The organism is Nonomuraea sp. NPDC005650 (genome assembly GCF_040605375.1).
In the GTDB taxonomy this organism is placed as follows: Bacteria; Actinomycetota; Actinomycetes; order Streptosporangiales; family Streptosporangiaceae; genus Nonomuraea.
Window position 1 is genome coordinate 73,250 of record NZ_JBEXCR010000003.1, and the last position, 22,846, is coordinate 96,095.

18 protein-coding genes are annotated in these 22,846 nt (G+C 72.9%); 6 read left to right on the plus strand and 12 right to left on the minus strand.

The annotated features are described in order from the left end of the window. Positions 1 to 89 precede the first annotated feature (89 nt). Entirely contained in the window at positions 90 to 557 is a 468-nt protein-coding gene (locus tag ABZS69_RS05815) for a MarR family winged helix-turn-helix transcriptional regulator (protein WP_355367115.1), read from the plus strand. A gap of 69 nt (positions 558 to 626) precedes the next feature. Here ABZS69_RS05815 and ABZS69_RS05820 read toward each other — a convergent pair whose 3' ends face one another. Next, positions 627 to 2,936 carry a xanthine dehydrogenase family protein molybdopterin-binding subunit gene (locus tag ABZS69_RS05820; protein ID WP_355367118.1) on the minus strand — a complete coding sequence of 770 codons (2,310 nt, stop codon included), beginning with the start codon at positions 2,934 to 2,936 and terminating at the stop codon, positions 627 to 629. Positions 2,937 to 2,983: 47 nt separating this feature from the next. On the opposite strand from ABZS69_RS05820, the gene ABZS69_RS05825 reads away from it, so the two are divergent. Further along, positions 2,984 to 3,853: an FAD binding domain-containing protein gene (locus ABZS69_RS05825; RefSeq protein WP_355367121.1), complete on the plus strand. Its 870-nt coding sequence runs from the start codon at positions 2,984 to 2,986 to the stop codon at positions 3,851 to 3,853. Further along, positions 3,850 to 4,329 (plus strand): (2Fe-2S)-binding protein, encoded by a 480-nt coding sequence (locus ABZS69_RS05830; RefSeq protein WP_355367124.1) that lies wholly within the window; start codon positions 3,850 to 3,852, stop codon positions 4,327 to 4,329. The genes ABZS69_RS05825 and ABZS69_RS05830 overlap by 4 nt, the downstream gene beginning before the upstream one ends. Positions 4,330 to 4,367: 38 nt before the next feature. Here ABZS69_RS05830 and ABZS69_RS05835 read toward each other — a convergent pair whose 3' ends face one another. Then, a complete protein-coding gene (locus ABZS69_RS05835) occupies positions 4,368 to 5,087 on the minus strand; it encodes a helix-turn-helix transcriptional regulator (protein WP_355367127.1) in 720 nt (239 codons plus the stop codon). 296 nt (positions 5,088 to 5,383) lie between these two features. Between ABZS69_RS05835 and ABZS69_RS05840 the strand changes: the two genes are divergently transcribed. Together ABZS69_RS05840 and ABZS69_RS05845 are read left to right on the plus strand one after the other, a co-directional pair. Beyond that, positions 5,384 to 6,751 (plus strand): HAMP domain-containing sensor histidine kinase, encoded by a 1,368-nt coding sequence (locus ABZS69_RS05840; RefSeq protein WP_355367128.1) that lies wholly within the window; start codon positions 5,384 to 5,386, stop codon positions 6,749 to 6,751. Between the two features lie 124 nt (positions 6,752 to 6,875). Next, a complete protein-coding gene (locus ABZS69_RS05845; protein ID WP_355367131.1) occupies positions 6,876 to 7,073 on the plus strand; it encodes a hypothetical protein in 198 nt (65 codons plus the stop codon). Here ABZS69_RS05845 and ABZS69_RS05850 read toward each other — a convergent pair whose 3' ends face one another. From ABZS69_RS05850 to ABZS69_RS05865, 4 genes are all read right to left on the minus strand, one after another. After that, a complete protein-coding gene (locus ABZS69_RS05850; RefSeq protein WP_355367134.1) occupies positions 7,074 to 8,990 on the minus strand; it encodes a methyltransferase domain-containing protein in 1,917 nt (638 codons plus the stop codon). It abuts the gene before it with no gap. A 99-nt stretch (positions 8,991 to 9,089) separates the two neighbouring features. Further along, entirely contained in the window at positions 9,090 to 10,094 is a 1,005-nt protein-coding gene (locus ABZS69_RS05855) for an enolase C-terminal domain-like protein (protein ID WP_355367137.1), read from the minus strand. Positions 10,095 to 10,105: 11 nt separating this feature from the next. Then, positions 10,106 to 11,479 (minus strand): MFS transporter, encoded by a 1,374-nt coding sequence (locus ABZS69_RS05860; RefSeq protein ID WP_355367140.1) that lies wholly within the window; start codon positions 11,477 to 11,479, stop codon positions 10,106 to 10,108. A gap of 73 nt (positions 11,480 to 11,552) precedes the next feature. Continuing rightward, positions 11,553 to 12,284 carry a TetR/AcrR family transcriptional regulator C-terminal domain-containing protein gene (locus ABZS69_RS05865; protein WP_355367143.1) on the minus strand — a complete coding sequence of 244 codons (732 nt, stop codon included), beginning with the start codon at positions 12,282 to 12,284 and terminating at the stop codon, positions 11,553 to 11,555. 97 nt (positions 12,285 to 12,381) lie between these two features. On the opposite strand from ABZS69_RS05865, the gene ABZS69_RS05870 reads away from it, so the two are divergent. Then, on the plus strand, positions 12,382 to 13,827 hold the full coding sequence (locus tag ABZS69_RS05870; RefSeq protein ID WP_355367146.1) for an MFS transporter: 1,446 nt from the start codon (positions 12,382 to 12,384) through the stop codon (positions 13,825 to 13,827). 84 nt (positions 13,828 to 13,911) lie between these two features. On the opposite strand, the gene ABZS69_RS05875 is transcribed toward ABZS69_RS05870, so the two are convergent. From ABZS69_RS05875 to ABZS69_RS05900, 6 genes are all read right to left on the minus strand, one after another. Beyond that, entirely contained in the window at positions 13,912 to 15,147 is a 1,236-nt protein-coding gene (locus ABZS69_RS05875; RefSeq protein WP_355367149.1) for an MFS transporter, read from the minus strand. Positions 15,148 to 15,434: 287 nt separating this feature from the next. Next, entirely contained in the window at positions 15,435 to 16,577 is a 1,143-nt protein-coding gene (locus ABZS69_RS05880; protein WP_355367152.1) for a VWA domain-containing protein, read from the minus strand. Further along, positions 16,574 to 18,796 carry a DUF5682 family protein gene (locus tag ABZS69_RS05885; protein ID WP_355367155.1) on the minus strand — a complete coding sequence of 741 codons (2,223 nt, stop codon included), beginning with the start codon at positions 18,794 to 18,796 and terminating at the stop codon, positions 16,574 to 16,576. The genes ABZS69_RS05880 and ABZS69_RS05885 overlap by 4 nt, the downstream gene beginning before the upstream one ends. Continuing rightward, entirely contained in the window at positions 18,793 to 19,857 is a 1,065-nt protein-coding gene (locus ABZS69_RS05890) for an AAA family ATPase (RefSeq protein WP_355367158.1), read from the minus strand. Before ABZS69_RS05890 ends, ABZS69_RS05885 begins: the two co-directional genes overlap by 4 nt. Further along, positions 19,854 to 21,266, minus strand: coding sequence for a DUF5691 domain-containing protein (locus ABZS69_RS05895; protein WP_355367161.1), 1,413 nt, complete (start codon positions 21,264 to 21,266; stop codon positions 19,854 to 19,856). Before ABZS69_RS05895 ends, ABZS69_RS05890 begins: the two co-directional genes overlap by 4 nt. Further along, positions 21,263 to 22,756, minus strand: a complete 1,494-nt coding sequence (locus ABZS69_RS05900) for an SWIM zinc finger family protein (RefSeq protein ID WP_355367164.1) — start codon at positions 22,754 to 22,756, stop codon at positions 21,263 to 21,265. Before ABZS69_RS05900 ends, ABZS69_RS05895 begins: the two co-directional genes overlap by 4 nt. Between the last annotated feature and the right edge of the window lie 90 nt (positions 22,757 to 22,846).

Sequence of the window (22,846 nt, forward strand, 5' to 3'; positions counted from 1 at the left end):
ACAGATGATTCAGACCGTATGCCCGCCAATCATCTGTCGTCAAACTTTCTGAGCAGAGATAGACTGGCGACCCACGCGGAAGGAGAGCGATGGCGACGACGACCAGGGCGACGGACCGCGGGACGGCGTACTTCCCACGGCTCGCCGCCGAGCGGCTGGACATCGCGCTGTGCCGGGCCTCGGCAGCGGTGGCCCGAGCCGCGGACGCGCACGCCACCGAGGAAGGTCTCGGGGTCGGCCAGCACCTCGTGCTCCAGATGCTCGACGCCGTCGGCCCCAGCTCCCAGCAGACGCTCAGCGAGGAGCTGCGCATCGACCGCAGCGTGATGGTCGGCATCTGCGACGACCTGGAGCGGGAGGGCCACGTCCGCAGGGAGCGCAACCCCCGCGACCGGCGTTCCTACGCGGTCACCATCACCGACTCGGGCCGACGGCGGCTCGCCGCGGCTCAGTCCTCGATCCCGGCGTTCCTCGACGACACCTTCCACGCCCTCACCGACGACGAACGCGGCCAGCTGAGCGCGATCCTCGCCAAGCTGCTGCGACAGCGCCCATAGCCCTACCTGCTCCTCCGGGCGCGAAGCGCCTTCTGGTGGCGGGCTCCACCCAGGAGGGCACCGGCGCACCTACCGGTGTCCGGTGGTGGCCGCCCATACTGCGGCCGGGGTCAGGGGCATGTCGATGTGGTCGAGGTCGAGGGCGTCGCAGACCGCGTTGACGAGGGCCGGGGGGATGCCGATGCAGCCCGCCTCCCCCGCGCCCTTGGCGCCCAAGGGGGTGTTGGGGTTGGGGGTGGCGGTTTCCAGGAGGGTGACCGGGGGCATGTCGGCGGCGGTGGGCAGGAGGTAGTCCAGGAGGGTCGAGGCGTACGGCATGCCGTCGGGGCCGATGACCGCCTGTTCGTAGAGGGCCTGGCCGAGGCCCTGGGCGATGGAGCCGTGGCTCTGGCCGGTGACGATCATCGGGTTGACGACCACCCCGTAGTCGTCCACGGCCACCAGGTGGCGCACGTGGACGGTGCCCAGGTCCGGGTCCACCTCCACCACGGCGACGTGGGCGCCGTACGGGAAGGCCTGGGGCGGGGCGACGATCTCGTCGGCGCGCAGGGGGCCGGTGCGGGCGACCAGTTCGCCGATAGGCAGTCCCGGCAGGGGGCCGGTCTCGACGTTCGGCGCCAGGGTCTCCTCGGCGTCCGCCTGGAGGGCGGCTCGTGGGTCGCCGCCCACCACCAGCCGGCCCTCGGCGTACGAGACGTCCTCCTCCCCCACCCCCAGGAGTCCGGCGCAGCGGCGGCGGGCGGCGGCGACGAGGGCTTCGGCCGCGCGCCACAGGGCCGCGCCGCCCACCTGCATGGAGCGGCTGCCGAAGGTGGCGAAGCCGTAGGGCACCTCGCCGGTGTCGCCCTCGACGACGCGCACCCGGTCCATGTCCACGTCCAGGACCGAGGCCACCACCTGGGCGAACGCGGTGAAGTGGCCCTGGCCGGTGGACGTCGAGCCGACGCGGGCGATGAACGTCCCGTCCGGGCACGCCTCCACGCTCCCGAACTCGTCGCTGTCCGGCGGGCCGCCCGAGCGTTCGACGTACGTGGCGATTCCCACCCCGAGCGGCGGGCCACCGTCCTCGCGGCGGCGGGCCTGCTCGGCGCGGATCTCGTCGTAGCCGACGGCGGCCAGGGCCCGGTCGAGCGCGGCCGCGTAGTCGCCCGAGTCGTAGGTGCGGCCGGTCGGCGTCAGGTAGGGGTACTGGTCGGGGCGGATCAGGTTGCGGCGGCGCAGCTCGGCCGGGTCCAGGCCGAGGCGGCGGGCGAGCCGGTCCACGGTGCGTTCGAGGGCGTAGGCGGCCTCGGGGCGGCCGGCGCCGCGGTAGGAGGTGGTGGGGGCGGTGTTGGTGAGCACGCATCGGACCCGCGTGTGCACTCTGGGCGTGCGGTAGGCGCCGGTGCTCATCGCCCCGGTCATCATCGGGACGAAGGCGCCGATGTGCGGGTAAGCGCCGATGTCGGCGTCGACGAGCAGTTCGTACGCGAGGAAGGTGCCGTCCTCGTCGGCCGCCAGCCGTACCCGCTGGTGCTGGCCACGGCCGCGCGGGCCCGCCAGCATGGCCTCGGCGCGGTCCTCGCACCAGCGCACCGGGCGGCCGAGATGGACGGCGAGCAGGGCGGCGACCAGATACTCCGGATAGGTCTGGCTCTTGGCGCCGAACGCCCCGCCGGTGGCCGGGACGATCACCCGGATCCGCGCCGGGTCGAGGCCGAGCGCCCCGGCGAGCGCGTTGCGCAGCCGGTGCTGGGCCTGGTGGGAGACCCACACGGTGAGGCGGTGATCGCGCCCCGGATCGACCAGGATCGCCCGTGGCTCCAGGGACGTGGGGAGCAGGAGTTGCTCTCGGTAGGCGGCCTCGACGACCACCGGCGCGGTCGCGAACACGTCGTCGGCGGGGTGGCCGAAGGTGCGTTCGGCGGCCAGGTTGTCCCGGTCGTCGAACAGGCGAGGCGCCCGCGCCCCCAAGAGATCGCCGGGCGCGTCGGTGCGGGTGAAAGGCAGGGGTTCGAGGGACAGCCGGACGGCCTCGGCCCCGTCCTCGGCGTGGGCGCGCGTACCGGCCGCGACCACGGCGAGCGCCTCGCCCGGGTAGCGGACGCGGCCGGTGGCGAGCAGCGGCCACGGCGGCAGGCCCTCCTCGCCGGGCACCGCGCGGGCGGCGAGGTACGGCAGGTCGGCGGCCGACCACGCGCCCGCCACCCCCTCCTCCTTGAGCGCGGCGGCGACGTCGACCGCGCGCACCACCGCGTGCGGCACCGGGCTGCGGGTGAACGCGAGCTCCAGCGTCCCCGGGAGCTCCAGGTCGGCGACGCGGCGCGCCCGGCCGGTGACCAGGTCGCGATCCTCGCGCCGCGCGAGCGGCATCCCGATGTACCGCAATGTTTGAGACACCCCGCTTTCGGTACCAACGTCGATATCGGATGCCCGGGATGGGGGACATGAAACCGGCACAATTCGACTACGTCGCGCCTGCCTCCGTACCGGAGGCGGTGGCCGTGCTGGCCGAACGCGGGCCGGAGAGCCGCGTGCTGGCCGGCGGCCAGAGCCTGCTCATCGAGCTGCGCTACCGGACCACGCGCCCGGCCCTGGTCGTGGACGTCAACCGCATCCCCGGGCTGTCGGAGATCACCGTCGAGAACGGCTCCGTCCACGTCGGCGCGCTGGTCCGGCACGCCCAGCTGGAGCACGCCCGGTTCGACGACCCGCTGGCCGAGCTGTTCCGCCAGGTGGCGCCGTACGTCGGCCACCCGCCCATCCGCGCCCGCGGCACCTTCGCGGGCAGCCTGGCCTGGGCGCATCCGGCGTCGGAGTGGTGCGCGCTGGCCATGGCCCTGGGCGCCGGGATCGAGGTGGACGGCCCCGCCGGGCCGCGTACGGTATCCGCCGACTCATGGTTCCGCGGCGCGTTCGCGACGGCCTGCCTGCCGGAGGAGCTGGTCACCGGCGTCCGGCTGCCGCGCCCGCCGCCCGGGGCGGTCGCGGCCTTCGCCGAGCACCGCCGCACGCACAGCGGCTTCGCCCTGGCCGCCGTCCTCGTGATGCTGCGGCTGGCCGCGGGCCGCGTCGAGTGGGCCCGCATCGGGCTGGCGAACGCGGCCGACGTCCCTCTCCGCGCCGTCGAGGCCGAACGCCTGATGACGGGTGAGCGGGCGGAGCCGGAGCTGTTCGCGGAGGCCGCCGTACGGGCCGCCGCCGAGGCGGACCCGCCGGGCGAGCCGCACGCGCCGGCCGCCTACGTCAGGCACGCGCTGTCCACGCTGGTACGGCGCTGCCTGGCCCGAGCCGTCCACGACGCGGTGACCCCATGAACGTCCAGCTCACGGTCAACGGCCGGACCCACCGGATCGACGTGGAGCCGCGGACGAGCCTGGCCGACGCGCTGCGCGACCGGCTGGGCCTCACGGGGACCACCTTGGGGTGCGAGCACGGGGTGTGCGGCTCGTGCACCGTCCTGGTCGACGGCACCGCCATCCGCGCCTGCCTGGCCCTGGCCGTCCAGGCGGAGGGCGCTGACATCCGCACCGTCGAGGGGCTGGCCGACGGCGACGAACTGCACCCGCTGCAGGAGGCGTTCGCCGCCGAGCACGCGCTGCAGTGCGGCTTCTGCACCCCCGGCTTCCTCATGCTGCTCGCCGGCGCCCTGGAAGAGGAGCCGGAGCTGGACCGGGACGAGCGGCGGCTCGACGCCCTGCTGGCCTCCAACCTGTGCCGCTGCACGGGGTACGCGGGCATCCGCCGCGCCGCGGCCCGCGCGGCCGAACGCCTGCGCGCGAACGGCGGCTGAAGAAGGCGTGCGACGCGGCCGAAGCGCTCCCGCGCGGGTCAGCCTTGGCGCTGCGGCGCCCGGGACTCCCTGGCGGAGGCGGCGAGGCTGCCCAGCAGTCTCAGCCCCGCCTCGGACGTGCTCCCCGGCTGGGCCAGCAGCGTGAACAGCTGCACCCCGTCGGACCCGCTCACCGAGAACACCTCGCAGGTCAGCTCCAGCTCCCCAACCTCCCGGTGCCGCATCCGCTTGACCTCGCTCACCCGGTTCAGCACGTCGTGCCTGGCCCACAACCGGCGGAAGTCGGGGCTTCTGACCGAGAGCTCGCCCACGAGCTCGGTCAGCCCGGGATCGTCGAGGTACGAGCCGGCGATGTGGCGGAGATAGGCGACCTTGGTCCGGCTCGAGCGCTCCCATTCGGCGTAGAAGTCGCGGGCCGCCGGGTCCAGGAAGAACATGCGCAACAGGTTGTCTCGGTGCGCGAGCCCGTCGTACAAGGCGTCGGCCAGGGAGTTGACGGCCAGCACGTTCATGAGGCGGTCGCAGATGAGCGCGGGCGTGTCCACCCAGCTCTCGATGAGCCGCCGCAGGTCAGGGCGGACCCGCTCGGTCCGGTGTGGCGGCTGAGGCACGGGATGAACCAGCAGGTGCATGTGCGCCGTGGCCTCGGGGCTGAGGTCGAGGACACGGGCGAGGGCACCCAGGACGCGTTCCGAAGGGTGGCGTTCCCTGCCCTGTTCGAGCCGGATGTAGTAATCCGTGCTGACGTGGGCCATCATCGCCACCTCCTCACGCCGCAGCCCGGGCGGTCCGGCGCGGGCCCCCGTCCACAAGCCCGGCCTGCGCGGGTGTCGTGGCCTCCCTACGTGCGCGGAGGAACTCTCCCAGCAACTTACTGCCGTCCATTTTTGAACAATATGTCGGAATTCGATGCCCAGGGTGGGTGTGTCACTACCAGGATGAGGCCGGACCGCCGGATCCGCCGATATTGGCTGATTTGGTGGGTGCCGGACGACCACCTTGTCCGAAATATCCCGATTTACCATGACGAAAACCCGTAAAGGAGACGGCGACCATGATCCGCTATCCCCGGTCCATCCGGGCCCGCTCCAGCCTCGCCGCATCCGCGCTCGCTCTGGTCGCGCTGGCCGTGGTGGGCGCCACCTCGTCGCTGGCCGTCCGCTACCGCGTCCAGGACGACGCTTTCTACCACGTCGAGCAGATCGCCAGCCAGTGGAGTGCGGCGGCCCGCGCCGGCACGATCCCGCGCATGATCCCGGTCTCCGGCGACATCCGCCTCATCCAACTCGTCGACGCCCGCGGCCAGGTCGTCGCCGCCAGCCGGACCGCACGGGGACGCCCGCCGCTCAGCACGATGCGCCCGCCCGCCGACGACCGCGTCCAGCGGGTGACCGACGGGCGTGTCCTACTGGTGGCGATCCGCATCACCGCGGCGCCCGACGCGCCGGTCGTGCTCGCGCAGCGCCCGGTGCCGGCCCTGCTGAGCGGCCACCTTCTGGAGTACGGACTGGCGGGAGCAGCGCTCACCCTCGCCGCCATCGTGGCGTGCACCTCGTGGATCGCGGCGGGCCGCACGCTGCGGCCGGTCGAGGCGATCCGCGCGCGCCTGGCCGAGATCACCGTGAGCGACCTCAGCCTGAGGATGGCCGTTCCGCCGGGTGACGACGAGATCGCCCGGTTGGTCCGCACCGCCAACCAGACCCTGGACAGGCTCGACGGGGCGGTGGCGCAGCAGCGCACGTTCGCCTTCACCGCCTCGCACGAGCTCAGGAACCCGATCGCGGGACTGCACCTGCAGTTGGAGGAGGCGCTGCTCCATCCCGGTGAAGTGGACCTGTACGACACCATCCGCTCGGCCCTGTCGGTCGCCGACCGCCTCGACGCCATCGTGGGCGACCTGCTGGCGCTCGCGCGGCTGGGCGCCGGCGAGCCGGCGCCTCCCGAGCTGATCGACCTCGGCGAGCTGGCCGGGCGGGAGGCGCCCCGCGCGGGCCGCGTGCCCGTACGTGTCCGGGCGGACGGCCAGGTATGGGTGCGCGGATCCCGCATCCAGCTCGCCCGTGTACTGGGCAACCTGCTGAGCAATGCCATCCGGCACGCCGAGAGCGCCGTGGACGTCTTCGTCACCACCTCTACCGGTGAGGCCGTGGTGAGGGTGGCAGACGACGGAGCCGGTATCGCGCCCGCCGACCGCGAGCGGATCTTCGAGCGGTTCACCCGCCTCGACGACGGCCGCCGACGCGACGCCGGCGGCAGCGGCCTCGGCCTGCCGATCTCCCTCGACATCGCCCGGAGCCACGGCGGAACGCTCCAGGCCGAGGACTCGCCGCACGGTGCCCAGTTCGTCCTCCGGCTCCCGCTGATCGACGACCGGCCGGAGCAGCACGCGGAACGTGTGTGCGCGGCGCGCCAGCAGTTCTGAGGCGGACCCCTCCGCGGCGGGCTGAAGCGTAAAGATCCGTTCTTGCCGCTGTGGCGGCGCGGCCCTCCCGTGACCGTCCGTGATCTCCTGTGCGGTGTTCTGATCGATCGCTCAGGAGGTCCGCATGCGCCGACGCGCTCAGCTGCTCGCCACCGCCGCCCTGCTCACCACCCTCGTCCCGGCCGTCGCCCTGGCTCCCACGAACGTCATCCCGGTGCAGGAGTTCCACACCGTCCGCGAGTCTCTCCTCATGGCGGGCACCACCCTCCGCGGCGTCCTGAACGCCTCCCTGGGCAGCCTCAGGCTGCACATGCCGAGCTGATCACACGGGCCGGTGGAAGGTGGCCCGCCAGCGGTGGCGCTCGCCGTCGCGCAGATCCTCGACCTTCCCGGTCTCCAGCCCGCCCGTCGCGAAGGCCCCGATCTCGGACGGGGTCAGCGGCCACGGGGGCGCGAACGCCGGCCCGCCCTCCTCCCGGCCCGACGCGATCACCAGCAGCGTGCCGCCGGGTCGTACGAACTCCGCGATCGCGGCGATGGCCCTGCCGTGCAGGGGCTCCGGCAGCGCCTGCACGGTCATGACCTCGACCACCAGGTCGAACGCGTGCCGCCATTCGGCGGGCGGCGCCAGCAGGTCGGCGACCTGGTAGCGCACCTCGCTCCCGGGGAAGCGCTCCCCGGCGAGCCGGACGGCCGACTCGCTCACGTCGAACGCCACCGTCTCGTAGCCGAGGCCCGCCACGTGCTCGGCGTCGTCCCCCAGCCCCGCGCCCACGACCAGCGCCCGCCCGCGGCCGGGACGGGCCCACTCCGTCAGCAGGAAGTGCGGGGACCGCGAGTCCCACGGCACGATCGCGTCGCCGCTCGCCGACTCGGCGTAGAGCCGCTCGAACCAGCCGGTCGGGTCGCCCCCGGCGAGGGACTCGGCGGCCAGCCTGATCGCGTCGGCATCCGGGTCCCGGCCTGTCATCAGTCCTCCCAGCAGGATCCCGTACGGCTCGCCACGTTCCGCTTTTGTGGCTATTTCCACCAGATTAATCCGGTCCCCCACGGGGCCGACCAGCTCGCGCTGGGCGAAGGTGTGCTCGTGCGCATATCCCCTGCGCCGCAGCGCCACGTCGAACAGCGGGAGGAGCACGCAGACGCCGGGCGTGGGGTGCGGGCAGGACTGCTCCTTGTGCCACCATTCGAGCTCACCCGCCCGACCGGCGACCGCGAGCTCGACGACGTCCAGATCGGTGGCCTGCCGGCCGAGCAGCTTGGTCGCCGCGTCCAGCACGTTCTCGCGCTGGAACTCACCGACCCGCGCCCAGACCTCCGCGGGGAGGTCCGCCATCCGGTACGGCCGCGCGCCCAGCGCGAACCCGCCCCGGCCGAGCATCTTGTGCGAGATGACCTTCCCGAGGCGGATGGCCAGTTCGGCCGGCACCTTCGACATCACGCCCGAAGGCACCGGCAGGAGCAGCACCCCATCGCCGGCCACGGCGCCCTTGCCGATCTCCTCAGCCGCGTCGGGCAGAGGGGGCTCGGGCCGGAGTCGCGTCAGCAGCCCGTCCAGCTGGATCTTCCACAGGAAGCTCTCGTAGACGTCCGCGGCACCGCCCTTGCTCGAGAACGGCGCGACATAGCGGGCCACGTGCCAGCCGAAGGCACCTCCCACCAGCAGCTCGGCCCGCATGCCGGCGGCGAAGCGCTCGCTCCCGACGGTGGAGCGGGTCTCGGCCCAGAGCGCCTTGCGCAGCAGCGCGCTCGCCTCGCCCAGCCAGGACCAGTCCGGATGGTGCGCCATGAACAGGTGAACGGCCCAGCGCTCGTGCCAGCGCCACCGCCTGGCGGCGAGCAGCTCCCTGACCATGAGCGTGTGCAGCTCCGCCTCATCCGCCGCCACCAGCAACGGCAGCCCCACCAGCAGGATCGGCCGGCCCCGCCTGGTCCGGTGCCCTTGCACCTCGGCCCAGGCGGACACGTGCACCTTGGGCACGGCGTCGAAGCCCGCGATCCGTGCCGCGTCCACGACCAGCTCCCTGAGCCGCGGCTGGTCATCCAGCGACAGCACGGGACAGCGCCAGCCGAACCGCCGCGGCCACCGATCCGCCACGAAGGCGACCGCGCAGGCCCCGACGGCGGCGATCACGATGAGCACCACCTCGACATAAGGCAAGGTGAGGAGCGTGCCCGCGACGCCGACGCCGATGATCGCCGCCAGGCCGATGAGCAGCTTCGCCCATTCAGGAAGCAAGCACGAAAGGAAATTCCTCGTCAGCAGGATCCATAACACCCGCCATCGCGTCAGCCGCACGCCCGCCTACCCACCCGTCCCGATGACCGGGTAGGAACCTTACGCGTGGAAGGTGTCCTTCGCCAGCCTTCGGACCCGCGCCTCGTCGATGTCGTGCCCCAGCCCCGACTGGGTGAGGGGGACGGCGATGACGCCGGCGTTGGCGCCCACGATGGGCGTGACGATCTGGTTCTGGCGCGGCGGTTGAGTCACGTCGCACGGCAGCGTGCACCCGGGCAGGCTCGCCACCGCCACCGTCGCCGCCCTGGACAGCCCCGCGCCCTGGCCGCCCGCGCACTGGATGTCCAGACCGGCCGCCACGGCCCGGTCGTGCGCCCTGCGGGCCTCCGTCAACGACGGGAACGCGCTCGGCCGCAGCAGCAGCACCCTGGTGGCCCGTACGGTCAGGTAGTCGTCGAGCTCAGCGGTGGAGGCGAGCTCGACCGCGACCGAGGCGGACACCTGTTCCTGGAGCGCGGCGTGCGCGTAGACGTCGCCGACGGCGAAGGGCCGCTCGATCACCTCCAGCCCGTAGGAGTCGAGGGCGACGAGCTGGCCGGAGGCGGTGTAGGCGTTGCCGCAGTCGACTGCCAGGGTCAGCGCGGGGTACGCCTGGCGCACCGCCCGCACCGGCTCGACGTCCCAGCCGGGCCGGATGTCCAGCGTGACGTGCCCGTAGCCGGCGCAGACCTGCTGGTTGACCCGGGCCACGAGGCTCTCCACGGACGGGTCGGGGGCCAGCCGGACAGTGGCCATGAGCGAGGTGCGGGTGCCGCCGATCGCCTCGGCGAGCGGCACCCCGCGCATCCTGGTCCACAGGTCCCAGCAGGCCATGTCGACGGCCGGGTCTCCGCTCCGCAGCGTGTCGGGGTGCTCCCAGTCGACGCCGATCAGCAGGGCGGCCAGCGACTCCTCCAGCCTGGACCACGTCTTCGGCTGGGGGGAGATGGCCTCGCCCCAGCCGGTCATGCCACCGTGGTCCGTGAGCTTCACGAGCAGGGTCTCCGACCTCCTGCCGAACGGCAGGACCAGCCGGAAGACCTCGAGCTCCCGCACTCGCGGCATGTATCCCCCTTTTATGACGCGGCTCCCTCCATAGTGCCTGTTGCGCGGGACTGGGCAAAACGCGGGGCCAGCAGTACGGCCAGGGCCGCGAGCGCGGCGGTGAAGGACAGGCCGATCGCGTAGTTCTCGCCGGTGGCGGTGAACAGGGCGCCGCTGAGCGCGACGGCCACCACGGTGAAGACCGACTCGCCCACGCCGACGGCGGCGGTGTTCTGGCCCTCCTCGCCCTCCTTGGACATCTCCAGCACCAGCACCGACACCGTCGGGTGCAGCGCGCCGATGCCGAGCCCGGCGATCGCCATGGCCACGAAGGCCAGCGCGAGCGGCAGGGAGTCGATGAGCACGAGCGTCACCAGCGCGATGCCGACGGTGAGCATGGCGGCTCCGCCGCGGATGGCGGTCAGGTGGCTGATCGTGCCGCGGCCCTTGATCCAGGAGCCGGTGGACCAGCCGAGGGCGCCGACGGTGAGCACGAGGCCCGCTTCGGTGGCGGTCAGGCCGCGCTCGTTGATCAGCATGAGCGGGATGAGCACCTGGGCGGCCGTCAGCGAGCCGAAGGCCAGGCCGCGCAGCACGGGCGCGGTCGGCAGGCCGGGGGCGGCCCTGAGCGAGCCGGGCAGCAGCAGCCTGGGCAGGGCCACGGCCACCAGGACGACCCCCGCGAGGAGCAGGGGCAGGCCCGCGAGCCCGAGCGCGCTGCCGTACTGGATCAGGGCGGCGGCCACGGCGGTCAAGGCGGCCCAGACGAGCTTGCGGCCGAGGCCGGGGGCGGGCGCGGCGATGCCGTCGGCCACCTGGCGCCCCGCGGTGCCGCGCCAGAGCAGCAGCGCGGCCGGGACGACGATCAGGGAGACGCCGATGAAGATCCACCGCCAGTCGATGTTCTGCGCCACGAATCCGGCGATGGCCGGGCCGACCATGGACGGCACCACCCAGGCCGCCGAGAACAGGGCGAACACCTTGGGATGCATGCTTCCCGGATAGACCCGGGCGACCACCACGTACAGCGACACCTGGATCAATCCCGCCCCGAGTCCCTGCACGAACCGGCCCGCGACGAACACCTCCATGTTCGGCGCGAACCCGGCCAGCAGCAGCCCGGCCACGAAGCCCGCCACGCCGACCGCGATCGGCTGGAGCGGGCCGCGCACGTCGCTCCACCGCCCGCCCAGGACCGTCGCGATCACGCTGGCCGCCAGGGTGGCGCTGAAGGCCAGGTTGTACAGGTGCATCCCGCCCAGCTCGCGGGCCACCACGGGCATCGCCGTGGCCACGGCCATCGCCTCGAAAGCCACCAGCATGACCAGCGCGACCAGCCCGATGCTGAGGGCCCGGTACTGCGGCGAAACCACGCCTTCCGCTGATCTCTCAACTGTCATCGTCATACCGGGCAAGCTATGGCAAACACCCACGTCGACACCTCGGGCGGGGGTCCTAGGCGGCCCTCGACCATTGGGCCTAGGGCGTGGGCGGCATGCGGGCCTCGATGCCGTCGAGGAGCAGGTCGAGACCATAGTGGAAGCGCACCTCGCCGTCGTCGGCGATCAGGTCGTCCACGAACTTGGTGATGTGCGGGAACCGCGCCGCCGGCAGTGCCCGGTAGTAGCCGGCGATCTGCCCGACGAAGGACTCGAAGTATTCCCGCGGGTCGCTCAGGCCGGCCGCGCGCATCCTGGCGAAGTGGACGGAGCCCTCGTACGCGTCGCCGACGATGTACAGGGAGATCCGGTCCATCGACAGGGACGCTCCCCTCGGCGACATGCCGGCCTCGAGCAGCAGCCCGAAGACGAACTCGCCCATGCGGACCGAGTTCTCCCCCGTGGGGATGTTGGCCAGCGCCACCCGGGCCAGGTCGGCGTGCCGGGCCAGCACCTGGTGCATCTCCACCGCGTACGCCCGCAGCTGGGCCTTCCAGCGGCTCGGGTCGCGCTCGGGCAGCTCGATCTCGCCGAGCACCCGGTCGTACATCAGCTCCAGCAGCTCGTCCTTGTTGGCCACGTGCGCGTAGAGGGAGGCGGGCCCCGTGTCGAACTCCTGGGCGACGCGTCTCATGCTCAGCGCGTCGAGCCCTTCGGCGTCGAGGATCCGCAGCCCGGCCTCGACGATCAGGTCCTGGCTGAGCTGCCGTCTCAGCTGGGCCGGCTTGCGGGACTTACGCCAAGGAGGGAGCGGGAGGTCCTGAGATGCCATACGAACACTGTACTTGACACGAACAGTGTTCGCCACTAAAACGGTGTTCGTAGCGAACAGCGTTCGTCAATAGAACACCGTTTTTAAGGAGCCCCCCGTGACAGTCACCGCCTCGACGGCGACGACCGAGACCCAGCCCTACCGCTGGCGCTGGGTCGCACTGTTCGTGATCCTGGCCGCCGAGGTCATGGATCTGCTCGACGCGCTCGTCACCACGATCGCCGCCCCCACTATCCAGAAGGAGCTGGGCGGGAGCGACAGCGTCGTGCAGTGGCTCGGCGCCGGATACACCCTGGCCATGGCCGTCGGCCTGATCACCGGCGGGCGGCTTGGCGACCTGTTCGGCAGGAAGCGCATGTTCGTGATCGGCGCGCTGGGCTTCACCGCCGCCTCGCTGCTGTGCGGCGTCGCGGTCAGCCCGGAGATGCTGATCGCGAGCCGGGTGCTGCAGGGCCTGTTCGGGGCCGTCATGCTGCCGCAGGGCCTGGGGTTGATCAAGGAGATGTTCCCGCCGCAGGACCTGGGCAAGGCCTTCGGCATGTTCGGCCCGGTCATGACCATCTCGTCCGTGGGCGGTCCCGTGCTGGCCGGGTGGCTGGTCGACGCCGACTTCTTCGGTACGGGCTGGCGCATGATCTTCCTGATCAACCTGCCGCTCGGCCTGGCCGCCGCGCTGGCCGGAGTGCGTTTCCTGCCTGAATACCGCCTCTCGAACGCCACCAGGCTCGACCTCGTCGGCGTCGCGCTGGTCTCCCTGGCCTCGTTCCTGCTGATCTACCCCCTCATCCAGGGCCGCGAGCTGGGCTGGCCCGTGTGGACGTTCGTGTCGATGGCGGCCTCGATCGCCATGTTCGCGATCTTCGCCCAGTACGAGTCGCGCCGCGCCAGGTCCGGCAAGGACCCGCTGGTCACGCCCGGTCTCTTCCGCAAGCGCGCCTTCACCGGCGGTCTGGTGGCCGGTCTGGCCTTCTTCTCCGGCATGATGGGCCTCGGCCTCGTCTTCAACCTCTACACCCAGCTCGGCCTCGGCTTCACCCCGCTGGAGGCCGGTCTCACCGGGCTGCCGCAGGCGCTCGGCGGCGTCATCGGCTTCGGGCTGGCGATGTCCGGCCTGCAGGAGAGGCTGGGCCGCACCCTGCTGCAGATCGGCACCGCCGTCATGGCCGTGGGCGCGGCCGGGCTCGCCCTGACCATCCACCTGGCCGGGGTCGACGTCAGCGGCTGGCAGCTCGCCCCCGCGCTCGCGTTCGTCGGCATCGGGATGGGCCTGACCATGGCGCCGTTCTTCGACATCGTGCTCGCCGGCGTCGAGCCGCACGAGTCCGGGTCCGCCTCCGGCACCCTGACCGCGATCCAGCAGCTCGGCGGCGCGCTCGGCACCGCCGTGCTCGGGACGCTCTTCTTCAACCTGCTCGCGCGCGAGTGGAGCTTCGGCTCGTCGATGCAGGTCACGGTGTGGGTCGAGGTCGGGCTGCTGGCCCTGACGTTCACCCTGTCGTACCTGCTGCCGCGCAAGGCCAGGCCGGGCGAGGCCGGCCACTGACGCCCCGCGCCGTGAACCGGCGGCGGGACGACCCGGTGGCGCTTGGAGCGCCACCGGGCCCGAGGATCGCGGGCGAACCTCGCGTCAGTCCGTCGCCCTGGCCGTGCGAACCGTTCTGCTCAGGGTCGCCGCGAGGGCCAGGAGCGTGAGCCATCCGGTCAGGACGCCGGTCAGCGCCGGCGCTCCGATCAGGGAGATCAGGGCGCCGCCCGCCATGGTCCCGACGGCGCCGGCCCCGGTGGTGAGGGTGTCGATCGCGCTGGTGACCCGGCCGCGGAGCTCGTCGGGAGTGACCCCTAGACGGTACGAGTCGAGGGCCACGTTGTAGATCGGCGAGACCACCGACTCGGCGAACGCCACGACCAGCAGCAGCCACCACGTCGGCGCCAGTGCGTAGAAGGGGAAGGCCAGGGCCTCGACCCACAGCATGGTGATGGACAGCCTCCCGAGTGGAAATCGGCGGATGAGCGCGGGAGCCATGAGGCTTCCGAGAAGCGCCCCGATCGCAGCGCCCGCGAAGACGATGCCGACCTGTGCGGGATCGGCGTGCAGGTGCTGGGCCAGCATGATGATCAGGAGGTAGCCGGCGCCGTACCGCAGGCTGTCTCCGGCGTCGAGCAGGGCCAGCGTTCGAATCACAGGTTTGCGCCACAGCCAGGACAGGCCGTGCGCGATGTCGGCCAGGAGCTCTCGCGGCGAGGCCGCGTCCGCGGCGCGTTCCTGCTGGAAGTCGGCGCGGATGGCGCGCAGCGCCACGGCCGAGGCCAGGAACGAGACGGCGTTGAACGCGAACGGCACCATCCGGCCCAGGGCGTAGGCGAGGCCCGCCACGGACGCGCCGGCGATCCGGACCGTGTTGGACATCGCCCCGATCGTGCCGAGTGCGCCGGGCAGGTCGGCCCTGGTCACGATGTTCGGCAGCGCCGAGCTACTGGCCGCCCCGAACAGGGTGCCGAGCACCCCGTTCAGGACCGCGACGGCGTACAACTGCGGCATGCCCAAGATTCCGCAGGCGGCGGCGATGGGAACGGTGGCAGTCAAGGCCCCGCGGCCGATCTCGCACCAGACCATCGTGGCCTTGCGGTCCCAGCGGTCGGCCAGCGCGCCGGACAGGAGTCCGAAGACGAGGTAGACGACGGTCTGGAGGCCGAGCACGATGCCGGCCTGCGCCGGCGACCCGGTCAGGGCCACGACGAGGAGGGGCAGGGCGAGGAACTGAAGCTGGTCGCCCAGCTGGGAGACCAGCCGCCCGCCGAGCAGCAATGGGAAGTCGTGCTGCCGCCACAAGCCGCGCGGCGGTGTCGTTGGAAGGTTGTCCATGGTGAAGTCCGGAAGTCCTGTCGATGAGTGCGCCGTCATGGGCTCGAAGGACACGCGGGCACCGCGGCGAAAGGGGAAGCAATCACCGGCAGCCGCCCGGAAAAGGGCAGACTCCACCCGCGTGTCGGGGTTCGACAGCTAGGACTTACGCGGGGAGGACATGGCGGAGACCGTACCGAGAGGCCGCGACAGCCGGCAAGGCATTTTCGTCGAGACCGAGCCGGGATCGTTCGCTCAACCGCACCCGAAGCCCGGCGGCGGCCCGCATCGACTCTCAGACCGCCCTCTCACACCGCCATGTGCCGCTCGGCCCACTGGGCGATGTCGCGCCGCTCGATCGCGGCCGCCATCAGGTCGGGGAAGGCGTCGGGCGTGCACGCGAAGGCGGGCACGCCCATCGCGGCCAGCGCGGCGGCGTTCTCGTGGTCGTAGAACGGCGCGCCCTCGTCCGAGAGCGCCAGCAGCACGATCACCTGGACGCCGGCCTGCGTCATCGCGGCCACCCGGCGCAGCATCTCCTCCCGCACGCCGCCCTCGTAGAGATCGCTGATCAGGATGAAGATCGAGTCGGTGGGCCGCGTGATGAGGCCCTGGCAGTAGGCGATGGCCCGGTTGATGTCGGTGCCGCCCCCCAACTGGGTGCCGAACAGCAGCTCCACCGGGTCGTGCAACTGGTCGGTGAGGTCCACCACCGCCGTGTCGAACACCACCAGCGACGTCTTGAGCGACCGCATCGACGCCAGCACCGCGCCGAACACGCTCGAATAGACCACCGAGGCCGCCATCGACCCGCTCTGGTCGATGCAGAGCAGCACCTCGCGCTGCACCGACCGCTGCCTGCGGGCGTAGCCGACGAGCCGCGAGGGGACGACCGTGTTCTTCTCCGGCAGGTAGTTCTTGAGATTGGCCCTGATCGTCCGGTCCCAGTCGATGTCGGCCACCCGCTTGGGGCGGTGCGTCCTGGCCGAACGGTCGAGCGCTCCGGTCACGGCGGCCCTGGTCTTCTGGGTCAGCCTGCGTTCGAGCTCGTCGACCACCTTGCGCACCACGGCCCTGGCCGACTCGCGGGCCCGGTCGGGCATGACGCGGTTGAGCGCGAGCAGCGTGCCGACGAGGTGCACGTCCGGTTCGACCGCCTCCAGCATCTCAGGCTCCAGGAGGAGCCTGGTGAGGTTGAGCTTCTCGATGGCGTCCTTCTGCATGACCTGGACGACCGTAGAGGGGAAGTAGGTGCGGATGTCGCCGAGCCAGCGGGCCACGCGGGGCGCGGACGCGCCGAGCCCGCCCTCCCTGCCGCCGCCCTGGTCGTAGACGGCCGACAGCGCGGAGTCCATCCGCGCGTCCAGGCCCTCCAGCCCGAGCCCGGTCCCGTCGGCGTCGCCGCCGCCCAGCACCAGCCGCCACCTGCGCAGCCGCTCGTCGTCGGTCATCCGGCTTCCTTTCCGAGGATCGCGAGCACGGTCGCGACGGCCGCCGCCGCGCGCCGCTCGTCCACGTCGTGCTCCCCTTGCCGCCCGCCGCTCCCGGCCGAGCGGACGCGTTCGCCGATCGCCCTGCGCTCGGGCGCGGCGAACCCGCCGAACGTGCGGCGCAGCAGCGGCAGCACGTCGGTGAACTGCTCGCCGGACAGCCCCGTGAGCCACCCGTCCACCAGGCTCAGCAGCCGCGGATCGTGCACCAGCAGCAGCCCGCCGCCCGCCAGGAACCCCTCGACCCACGCCGCCGCCCTGGCCGGAACCTGCCCCCTGGACATGGCCCTGGCCATGCGGTCGCCCGCGTCGTCGAGCTCCCCCGCGTCCAGCAGGATCCTGGTCAGCCGCCCCTCGATGAGCCCGTGCAGGTCCGGCCGGTCGCTGACGCCCCGCAGGGTGACCAGCCACCGACTGCGCGGCGACGCCTCGCCCGTGCCGTCCGTCTCAAGGAGGGCGACGGCGGCCTGCACGGCGTCCACGTGTTTGAGCAGGCCCGCCGCCGCGTCGTCGTCCAGCCCCGTCACCGCGACCGGCAGCCCGACGCAGATCCGCTCCAGCATCGAGCGGACGATCGCCGTCAGCCCCTCGGCCGAGGTGCCGCGCACGTCGCCGTAGCGGTGGGCGCGCACCATCGCGGGCAGCGCCGCCATCAGGTGCGTCACGTCGGTGTCCAGGGCCGCCCTGGCCGACAGCGCCGCCAGCACCTCGGGCAGCGCCTGCGGCAGGTCGGCCAGCAGGCACTGCTCGACCAGCGACGTCAGGTCCGCCAGGGCCGTGCGGTCGGTCGCGGCCAGGTCCGCGGCCCGCTGCGCCGCCGCCCCGGCCACGGTGGTGCCCAGGGCGGCCTGCTCGATGAGCGCCAGGTCGTGCTCGGGCCGCCACCGCAGCGTCCACGTCTCCCTGAACGTGCCCTTCCCGCGCGACTCCCCCAGCGTGCCCCATCCGACGCCGAGCAGCCCCAGCCGGTGGAGCAGGTGGCTGCGGTCGAGGTCGAGCGGCTTGCGCAGGTCGAGGTCGATCTCGCGATCGAGCGCCTCCGGCTTGAGCCGCAGCCGCCGCTGCTGGTCGCGCAGGTCCCGCTGGAGCGGCACCATCGGGGTGCCGTCGGTGACCTGGCCGAGCCGGTCGCCGACGACCATGCGCCGCTGGATCAGCTCGACGGCCAGGTCGTCGCCCTCGCACAGCACGGCCCTGGCCGCTTCGGTGACCTCGCCGAGCCCGGCCAGGGGCCTGCCGCGCAGGGCGGCCAGGGTGTGCGCGAGGCGTACGGACTCGATGACGTGCGCGGACGACACGGGCAGCCCCTCGTCGCGCAGCACCGCGGCGGCCGCGGTCAGCCACCGCTCCACGGGCCGGTCGGGCGCGCCGAACAGGTGGTGGTACCAGCCGGGCGAGGTGATCCCCGCGCCGTAGCCGCTCCACGAGGCCAGCCGCCCGTACGTCCACGGCACCCAGGTGAGCTCCGCCTTCACCTTGGGCAGCCCGCGAAGGATCGCGTTGTCCTTCGCGGCGGGCGGGAGCGGCCCCGTCAGCGCCGGGACGTGCCAGGCCCCGCAGATCACCGCGATCCGCCCGTAGCCCTGCTTGACGGCCGCGCGGAGGGTCTTGCGCATGTACGCCTCGCGCCTGGCCTCCCGGCCCTCCGGCTCGTAGCCCTCGCGCACGGCGGCCATGGCCTCGGCGATCACCTCGAAGGGCGTGTCGCCGCGGTGCTCGACGACGTCCTCCCACCAGCGTTCGGGGTCGTCGTAGCCGGCCGCCGCGGCGAGCGAGCCGATGGGGTCGGCGCGCAGGCCGGGCGTCGCGCCCCGCTCCGCGTCCTCTTCCTCGTCGCTCTCCTCGTCTTCGGCCAGCGAATGGGCCGCCGGGAGGTCGCAGAAGCGCACCGGGACGCCGGCGGCCGTGCCGTACAGGATGGCCTGCCATTCGGGCGAGAACGCGGCGAACGGCCAGAACGCGGCCCGCGCGGGCGCGCCCGGCACGTGGGCCAGCAGCGCGACGGGCGGCTCCAGCTCGGGCGCGAGCGCGACGAGCGGGTCGGCCTCGGGCGGGCCCTCGATGAGGATGGCGTCGGGGCGCAGGCGTTCGAGTTCCTGCCGCACGGCGCGCGCGGAGCCCGGCCCGTGGTGCCGCACGCCGAGCACCGAGACGCCCGTCCCGCCCGGGAGGATGCTCATGACACCTCGCGGCAGGCGCGGTAGAAGTCGCGCCAGTCGGAGCGCTCGCGCACCACCGTCTCCAGGTATTCGCGCCACACCACCCGGTCCGAGACCGGCTCCTGCACCACGGCCCCCACGATCCCGGCCGCCACGTCGGCAGGCCGCAGCACGCCGTCGCCGAAGTGGGCCGCGAGGGCGATGCCGCTGGTCAGCACCGAGATGGCCTCGGCCGTGGACAGGGTGCCGCTGGGCGACTTGACCTTGGTGCGCCCGTCCTCGGTGACGCCGGCGCGCAGCTCGCGGAACACCGTCACCACCCGCCGGATCTCGGCCGGCCCGGTCGTCGTCTCCGGCAGCTCCAGGGCCCGGCCGAGCTGGCCGACGCGGCGGGCGACGATGTCCACCTCCTCCTCGGCGGTGGCCGGGACCGGCAGCACGACCGTGTTGAAGCGGCGGCGCAGGGCGCTGGACAGCTCGTTGACGCCCCGGTCGCGGTCGTTGGCCGTGGCGATCACGTTGAAGCCGCGCTCGGCCTGGACCTCGCGGTTGAGCTCGGGGATCGGCAGCGTCTTCTCCGACAGCACGGTGATCAGCGCGTCCTGCACGTCGGACGGCATGCGGGTGAGCTCCTCGACGCGGGCGACCCGGCCCTCGGCCATCGCGCGCATCACGGGCGACGGGGTCAGCGCCTCGATCGAGGGGCCCTCGGCCAGCAGCCTGGCGTAGTTCCAGCCGTACCGGATGGCCTCCTCGGCGGTGCCCGCGGTGCCCTGCACGAGCAGCGTGGAGTCGCCGCTGATGGCGGCGGCCAGGTGTTCGGACAGCCAGGTCTTCGCCGTACCGGGCACGCCGAGCAGCAGCAGCGCCCGGTCGGTGGCCAGCGTGGCGACGGCGACCTCGACGATGCGGCGCGCGCCCACGTATTTGGGGGTGACGCGGTCTCCGTCGCCCAGGATGTACGTGGTCACGGCCCACGGGGAGAGCTTCCAGCCGGGCGGTCTGGGCCGGTCGTCGTCCTTGGCCAGGAAGGCCAGCTCCTCGGCGTACTGGTCTTCCGCGTGCGGACGCAGAACAGTCATGGGTGAAGCTCCTTGTACATGTCGGCACGGAAACGCAGCAGGGCGGCCACCTGCTGGACGGACTCCACCGGCGAGTAGCTCAGCGCCAGCGGGAACAGGGCCGGGTCGATGCGCTCGCCGGCCAGCTTGACCAGCTCGCCGAGGTTCCACGGCTGCGTGGTGGCCACCTTCACGATCTTGCGGAGGACGGCGGTGGCCAGGCCCTCGCGCCAGTGGGACGACACTCCGCCCAACACCATGATCAACTGGCTGTCCAGGTCATGCTTTTTCACGAAATCGGCGGCGAGTTCCTGCTGCTCGCCGGGCGGCAGCGACTCCAGGAGGTCGGCGATCGGGTCCCACCCGAACATCGCCCGCGCCCACTCCGGGTCCTTCTGCAGCACGGCGGCGCGCACCCAGGCGGCCTTCACCTCGGCGTCCCAGTCGGGGATCCTCATCGTGAGCAGCGTCGCGGGCGGGTGACCCCAGATCGACAGCGGGGCGCGGGCGAGGATCTGCTGCAGCCACCAGGCCCGCTCGCCGATGCCCCTGGGCGGCTTGGGGCGGATGCCGTCACGCTCCATGTCCTTGTCGCAGGCTCGGGGGGCCTCGACGGCGATGACCTTCCGGGAGACGGTCACGCAGGCCCGCGCCCGTTCGGCCATGCGCTGGGACATGCGCGACCCGGGGAGGCGGGTCAGGAGGTTGGCGGCGGCCTGGCGCACCTCGCGGCGGCGGTCGTCGAGCGCGCTCTCCAGGAACGGCTCGTCGTCCATGCTCAGCCCGTCGGCCAGCACCTCCACGAACTCGGCCCGGTCGTCGGGCGTCTCACGCTCCCACGTGCTCTCCAGCAACTGCCGGGCCCGCTCGGGATCGGCCGTCCTGAGCGTACGCAGGTGCGCCCGCCGGTCCGCGGCGCCGCCCAGCTCCCAGGTCTCCCCGGTCGGCTCCTCCAGGAGGTAGTCCCAGGCGGGATTCAGCCCGGCCAGCCAGCGCCCCCGCTGCCCGGCCAGGACGCCCAGATGCACCCGGATCGAGCGATCCCGCCGTCCCCTGTCCAGGAGCTCGGGCAGCACGTACGGCGGCACCCTCCGGCCGGTGGCGGCGGCCGCGGCCAGCCATTCGGGCAGCAGCCGCTCGTGCTCGCCCCCCATGATCCGCACCAACCGCTCCGCCGCCCGCCTCCCCACGGCCACCCGCTCCTCACCAGGAGCAACCTGAGCTCCGGCAGGATCGACCCGAGCGTCGGGAGCCGCGCCCCGCTCCTCGGGGGATGCGTCCTGAGCCTCCTGTGGGGCGGCGGCGCCGGTCTGCCGCCCGGCTCTCCTGCGGGCCACCTCCACGGCCGCGTCATCGAGCAGATCGCCCTGGTACGGCCTGCGATCCGTCCCCACGAGCGCCGTCGAGGCGAGCTCCTCCCAACCGGTCACAGGATCACCGCCGTTCCTTCGTCGTCCCAGGTGGTCAGGGGTCGCAGCCCGCGCGGCGTCCACTCGGCCGCCACGGTGACCGGACGCCCGCCGGAGACGGCGATCAGCCGCCACGGGTCGCGTGCCGCGCGGTGCAGCGGCAGACCGCCGATCGACTCGCGCCCCGGGACCACCCCGGCCAGCACGAGCGGCCACGACTCGGTCCAGGGATCCTCGCCCAGCACCCTCGCCACCTCGTCAAGCGCCTCCTCCGGCGACACCCCGGGCGGCGTCCCCCCAGGCAACAACCCCCCGACGCCGTCGCCCGCCCCGGAGCCCCGCCGAGCGGCGACACCCCCGCCGGAGCCGTCCCGTGCGCCGCCATCCGCGTCGGAGCCGTGCCGGGCGGCGGCGTGCGGGTGGGGGCCGTGCCGGGTGGCGACCAGGGCTCGCAAGGGGGCGGCGCCCGGGTAGTACGTGAGATCGGCCTCGATCGTCGTCCCCGTGACCAGGGAGGCGTCCAGCGGCTGCCCCTGCGGCGCGAACGACAGCACGAGAGCCGCCCGCCCGCTGCCGCGCCCCCGCAGCCAGACCTTGCGTGAGGTCAGCCGGTCCTGCTCCTCGTCCCGCCTGCCCAGCACGTCCCACCGGTCACGCACCACGGGCCCGGCCAGCACCTCCTCCTTGGCGACGGGAAACCCGACCCGGCTCAGCACGGTCTCGGCCAGCGCCCCGGGCAGCTCCGCCCGCCGCCGGTAGGCGACGGCGAGCAGGTGGAGCAGCGCGTATTCCTCCAGCAGCCGCCCCGGCCAGTCGTCCCCCGCCCGGACCCGGACGAGCCTGGACACGACCCCCGCGACGCCGGGCGCCTGAGCGTCGATGAGCCGCTTGGCCAGCCCCTCCCATTCGTGCTCCGCTGCCCTGGCCAGCCCCTGCCGCACCTGGTCGTCGAGCCAGCGCTCCAGCTCGCTCAGCCCGGCGGCGACCCGCCCGTGGCGGACGGACTCCGCCCCCGGCCGCGACGATCCGCCGGCCCGCCCTGCGCCAGAGGCGCCGCCGCCGTCCTCATCCGAGGACGCCTCGGCACCCCCGGCGCCGGGAGCCCCGTCGTCGGCAGAGGCCAGCTCGGCGGCCCTCTTCGCCCGGGCCGCCTCGATCTTGGCCGCCTCCTTGGCTGCCCGCTCGGCCCGCGCCTCCACCCACTCGGTCACCCACTGCGGCGCGCCCTCCTCGGCGGGCACCCCGTCGGCCGACCACAGGAGCAGCAGCCCGAGCGCGTGCTTGCACGGGAACTTCCGGCTCGGGCAACTGCACCGGTAGGCGGGCTCGGTCAGGTCGACGCAGGCGAGGTAGGGCTTGGCGCCGCTGCCCTCGCACTCGCCGTACACGACCGTGCCCGTCGTGCCGCACACCGACCACTTACCGGGCGCCGCCACCTTCTGCGCGGCAGAGCGCGACGCCGCGTCGGGGGCCAGGGCGAGCACCTGATCACGGCTCCACCGTTCGATCACCTGCCGCAGACTAGCCACCTCCACCGACATTTCGCGCCCCGTCCGCGAGATGCCCATCGACCGGAAATGAACCACCCATCTTGTCCCGAT

Excerpts from the sequence above, each read along its gene's own strand:
- ABZS69_RS05840 (WP_355367128.1), top strand. The coding sequence starts at position 5,384 with ATGATCCGCTATCCCCGGTCCATCCGGGCCCGCTCCAGCCTCGCCGCA.
- ABZS69_RS05855 (WP_355367137.1), bottom strand. The coding sequence starts at position 10,094 with ATGCCGCGAGTGCGGGAGCTCGAGGTCTTCCGGCTGGTCCTGCCGTTC.
- ABZS69_RS05880 (WP_355367152.1), bottom strand. The coding sequence starts at position 16,577 with ATGACCGACGACGAGCGGCTGCGCAGGTGGCGGCTGGTGCTGGGCGGC.
- ABZS69_RS05860 (WP_355367140.1), bottom strand. The coding sequence starts at position 11,479 with ATGACGATGACAGTTGAGAGATCAGCGGAAGGCGTGGTTTCGCCGCAG.
- ABZS69_RS05815 (WP_355367115.1), top strand. The coding sequence starts at position 90 with ATGGCGACGACGACCAGGGCGACGGACCGCGGGACGGCGTACTTCCCA.
- ABZS69_RS05825 (WP_355367121.1), top strand. The coding sequence starts at position 2,984 with ATGAAACCGGCACAATTCGACTACGTCGCGCCTGCCTCCGTACCGGAG.
- ABZS69_RS05875 (WP_355367149.1), bottom strand. The coding sequence starts at position 15,147 with ATGGACAACCTTCCAACGACACCGCCGCGCGGCTTGTGGCGGCAGCAC.
- ABZS69_RS05845 (WP_355367131.1), top strand. The coding sequence starts at position 6,876 with ATGCGCCGACGCGCTCAGCTGCTCGCCACCGCCGCCCTGCTCACCACC.
- ABZS69_RS05830 (WP_355367124.1), top strand. The coding sequence starts at position 3,850 with ATGAACGTCCAGCTCACGGTCAACGGCCGGACCCACCGGATCGACGTG.
- ABZS69_RS05885 (WP_355367155.1), bottom strand. The coding sequence starts at position 18,796 with ATGAGCATCCTCCCGGGCGGGACGGGCGTCTCGGTGCTCGGCGTGCGG.
- ABZS69_RS05865 (WP_355367143.1), bottom strand. The coding sequence starts at position 12,284 with ATGGCATCTCAGGACCTCCCGCTCCCTCCTTGGCGTAAGTCCCGCAAG.
- ABZS69_RS05890 (WP_355367158.1), bottom strand. The coding sequence starts at position 19,857 with ATGACTGTTCTGCGTCCGCACGCGGAAGACCAGTACGCCGAGGAGCTG.
- ABZS69_RS05835 (WP_355367127.1), bottom strand. The coding sequence starts at position 5,087 with ATGATGGCCCACGTCAGCACGGATTACTACATCCGGCTCGAACAGGGC.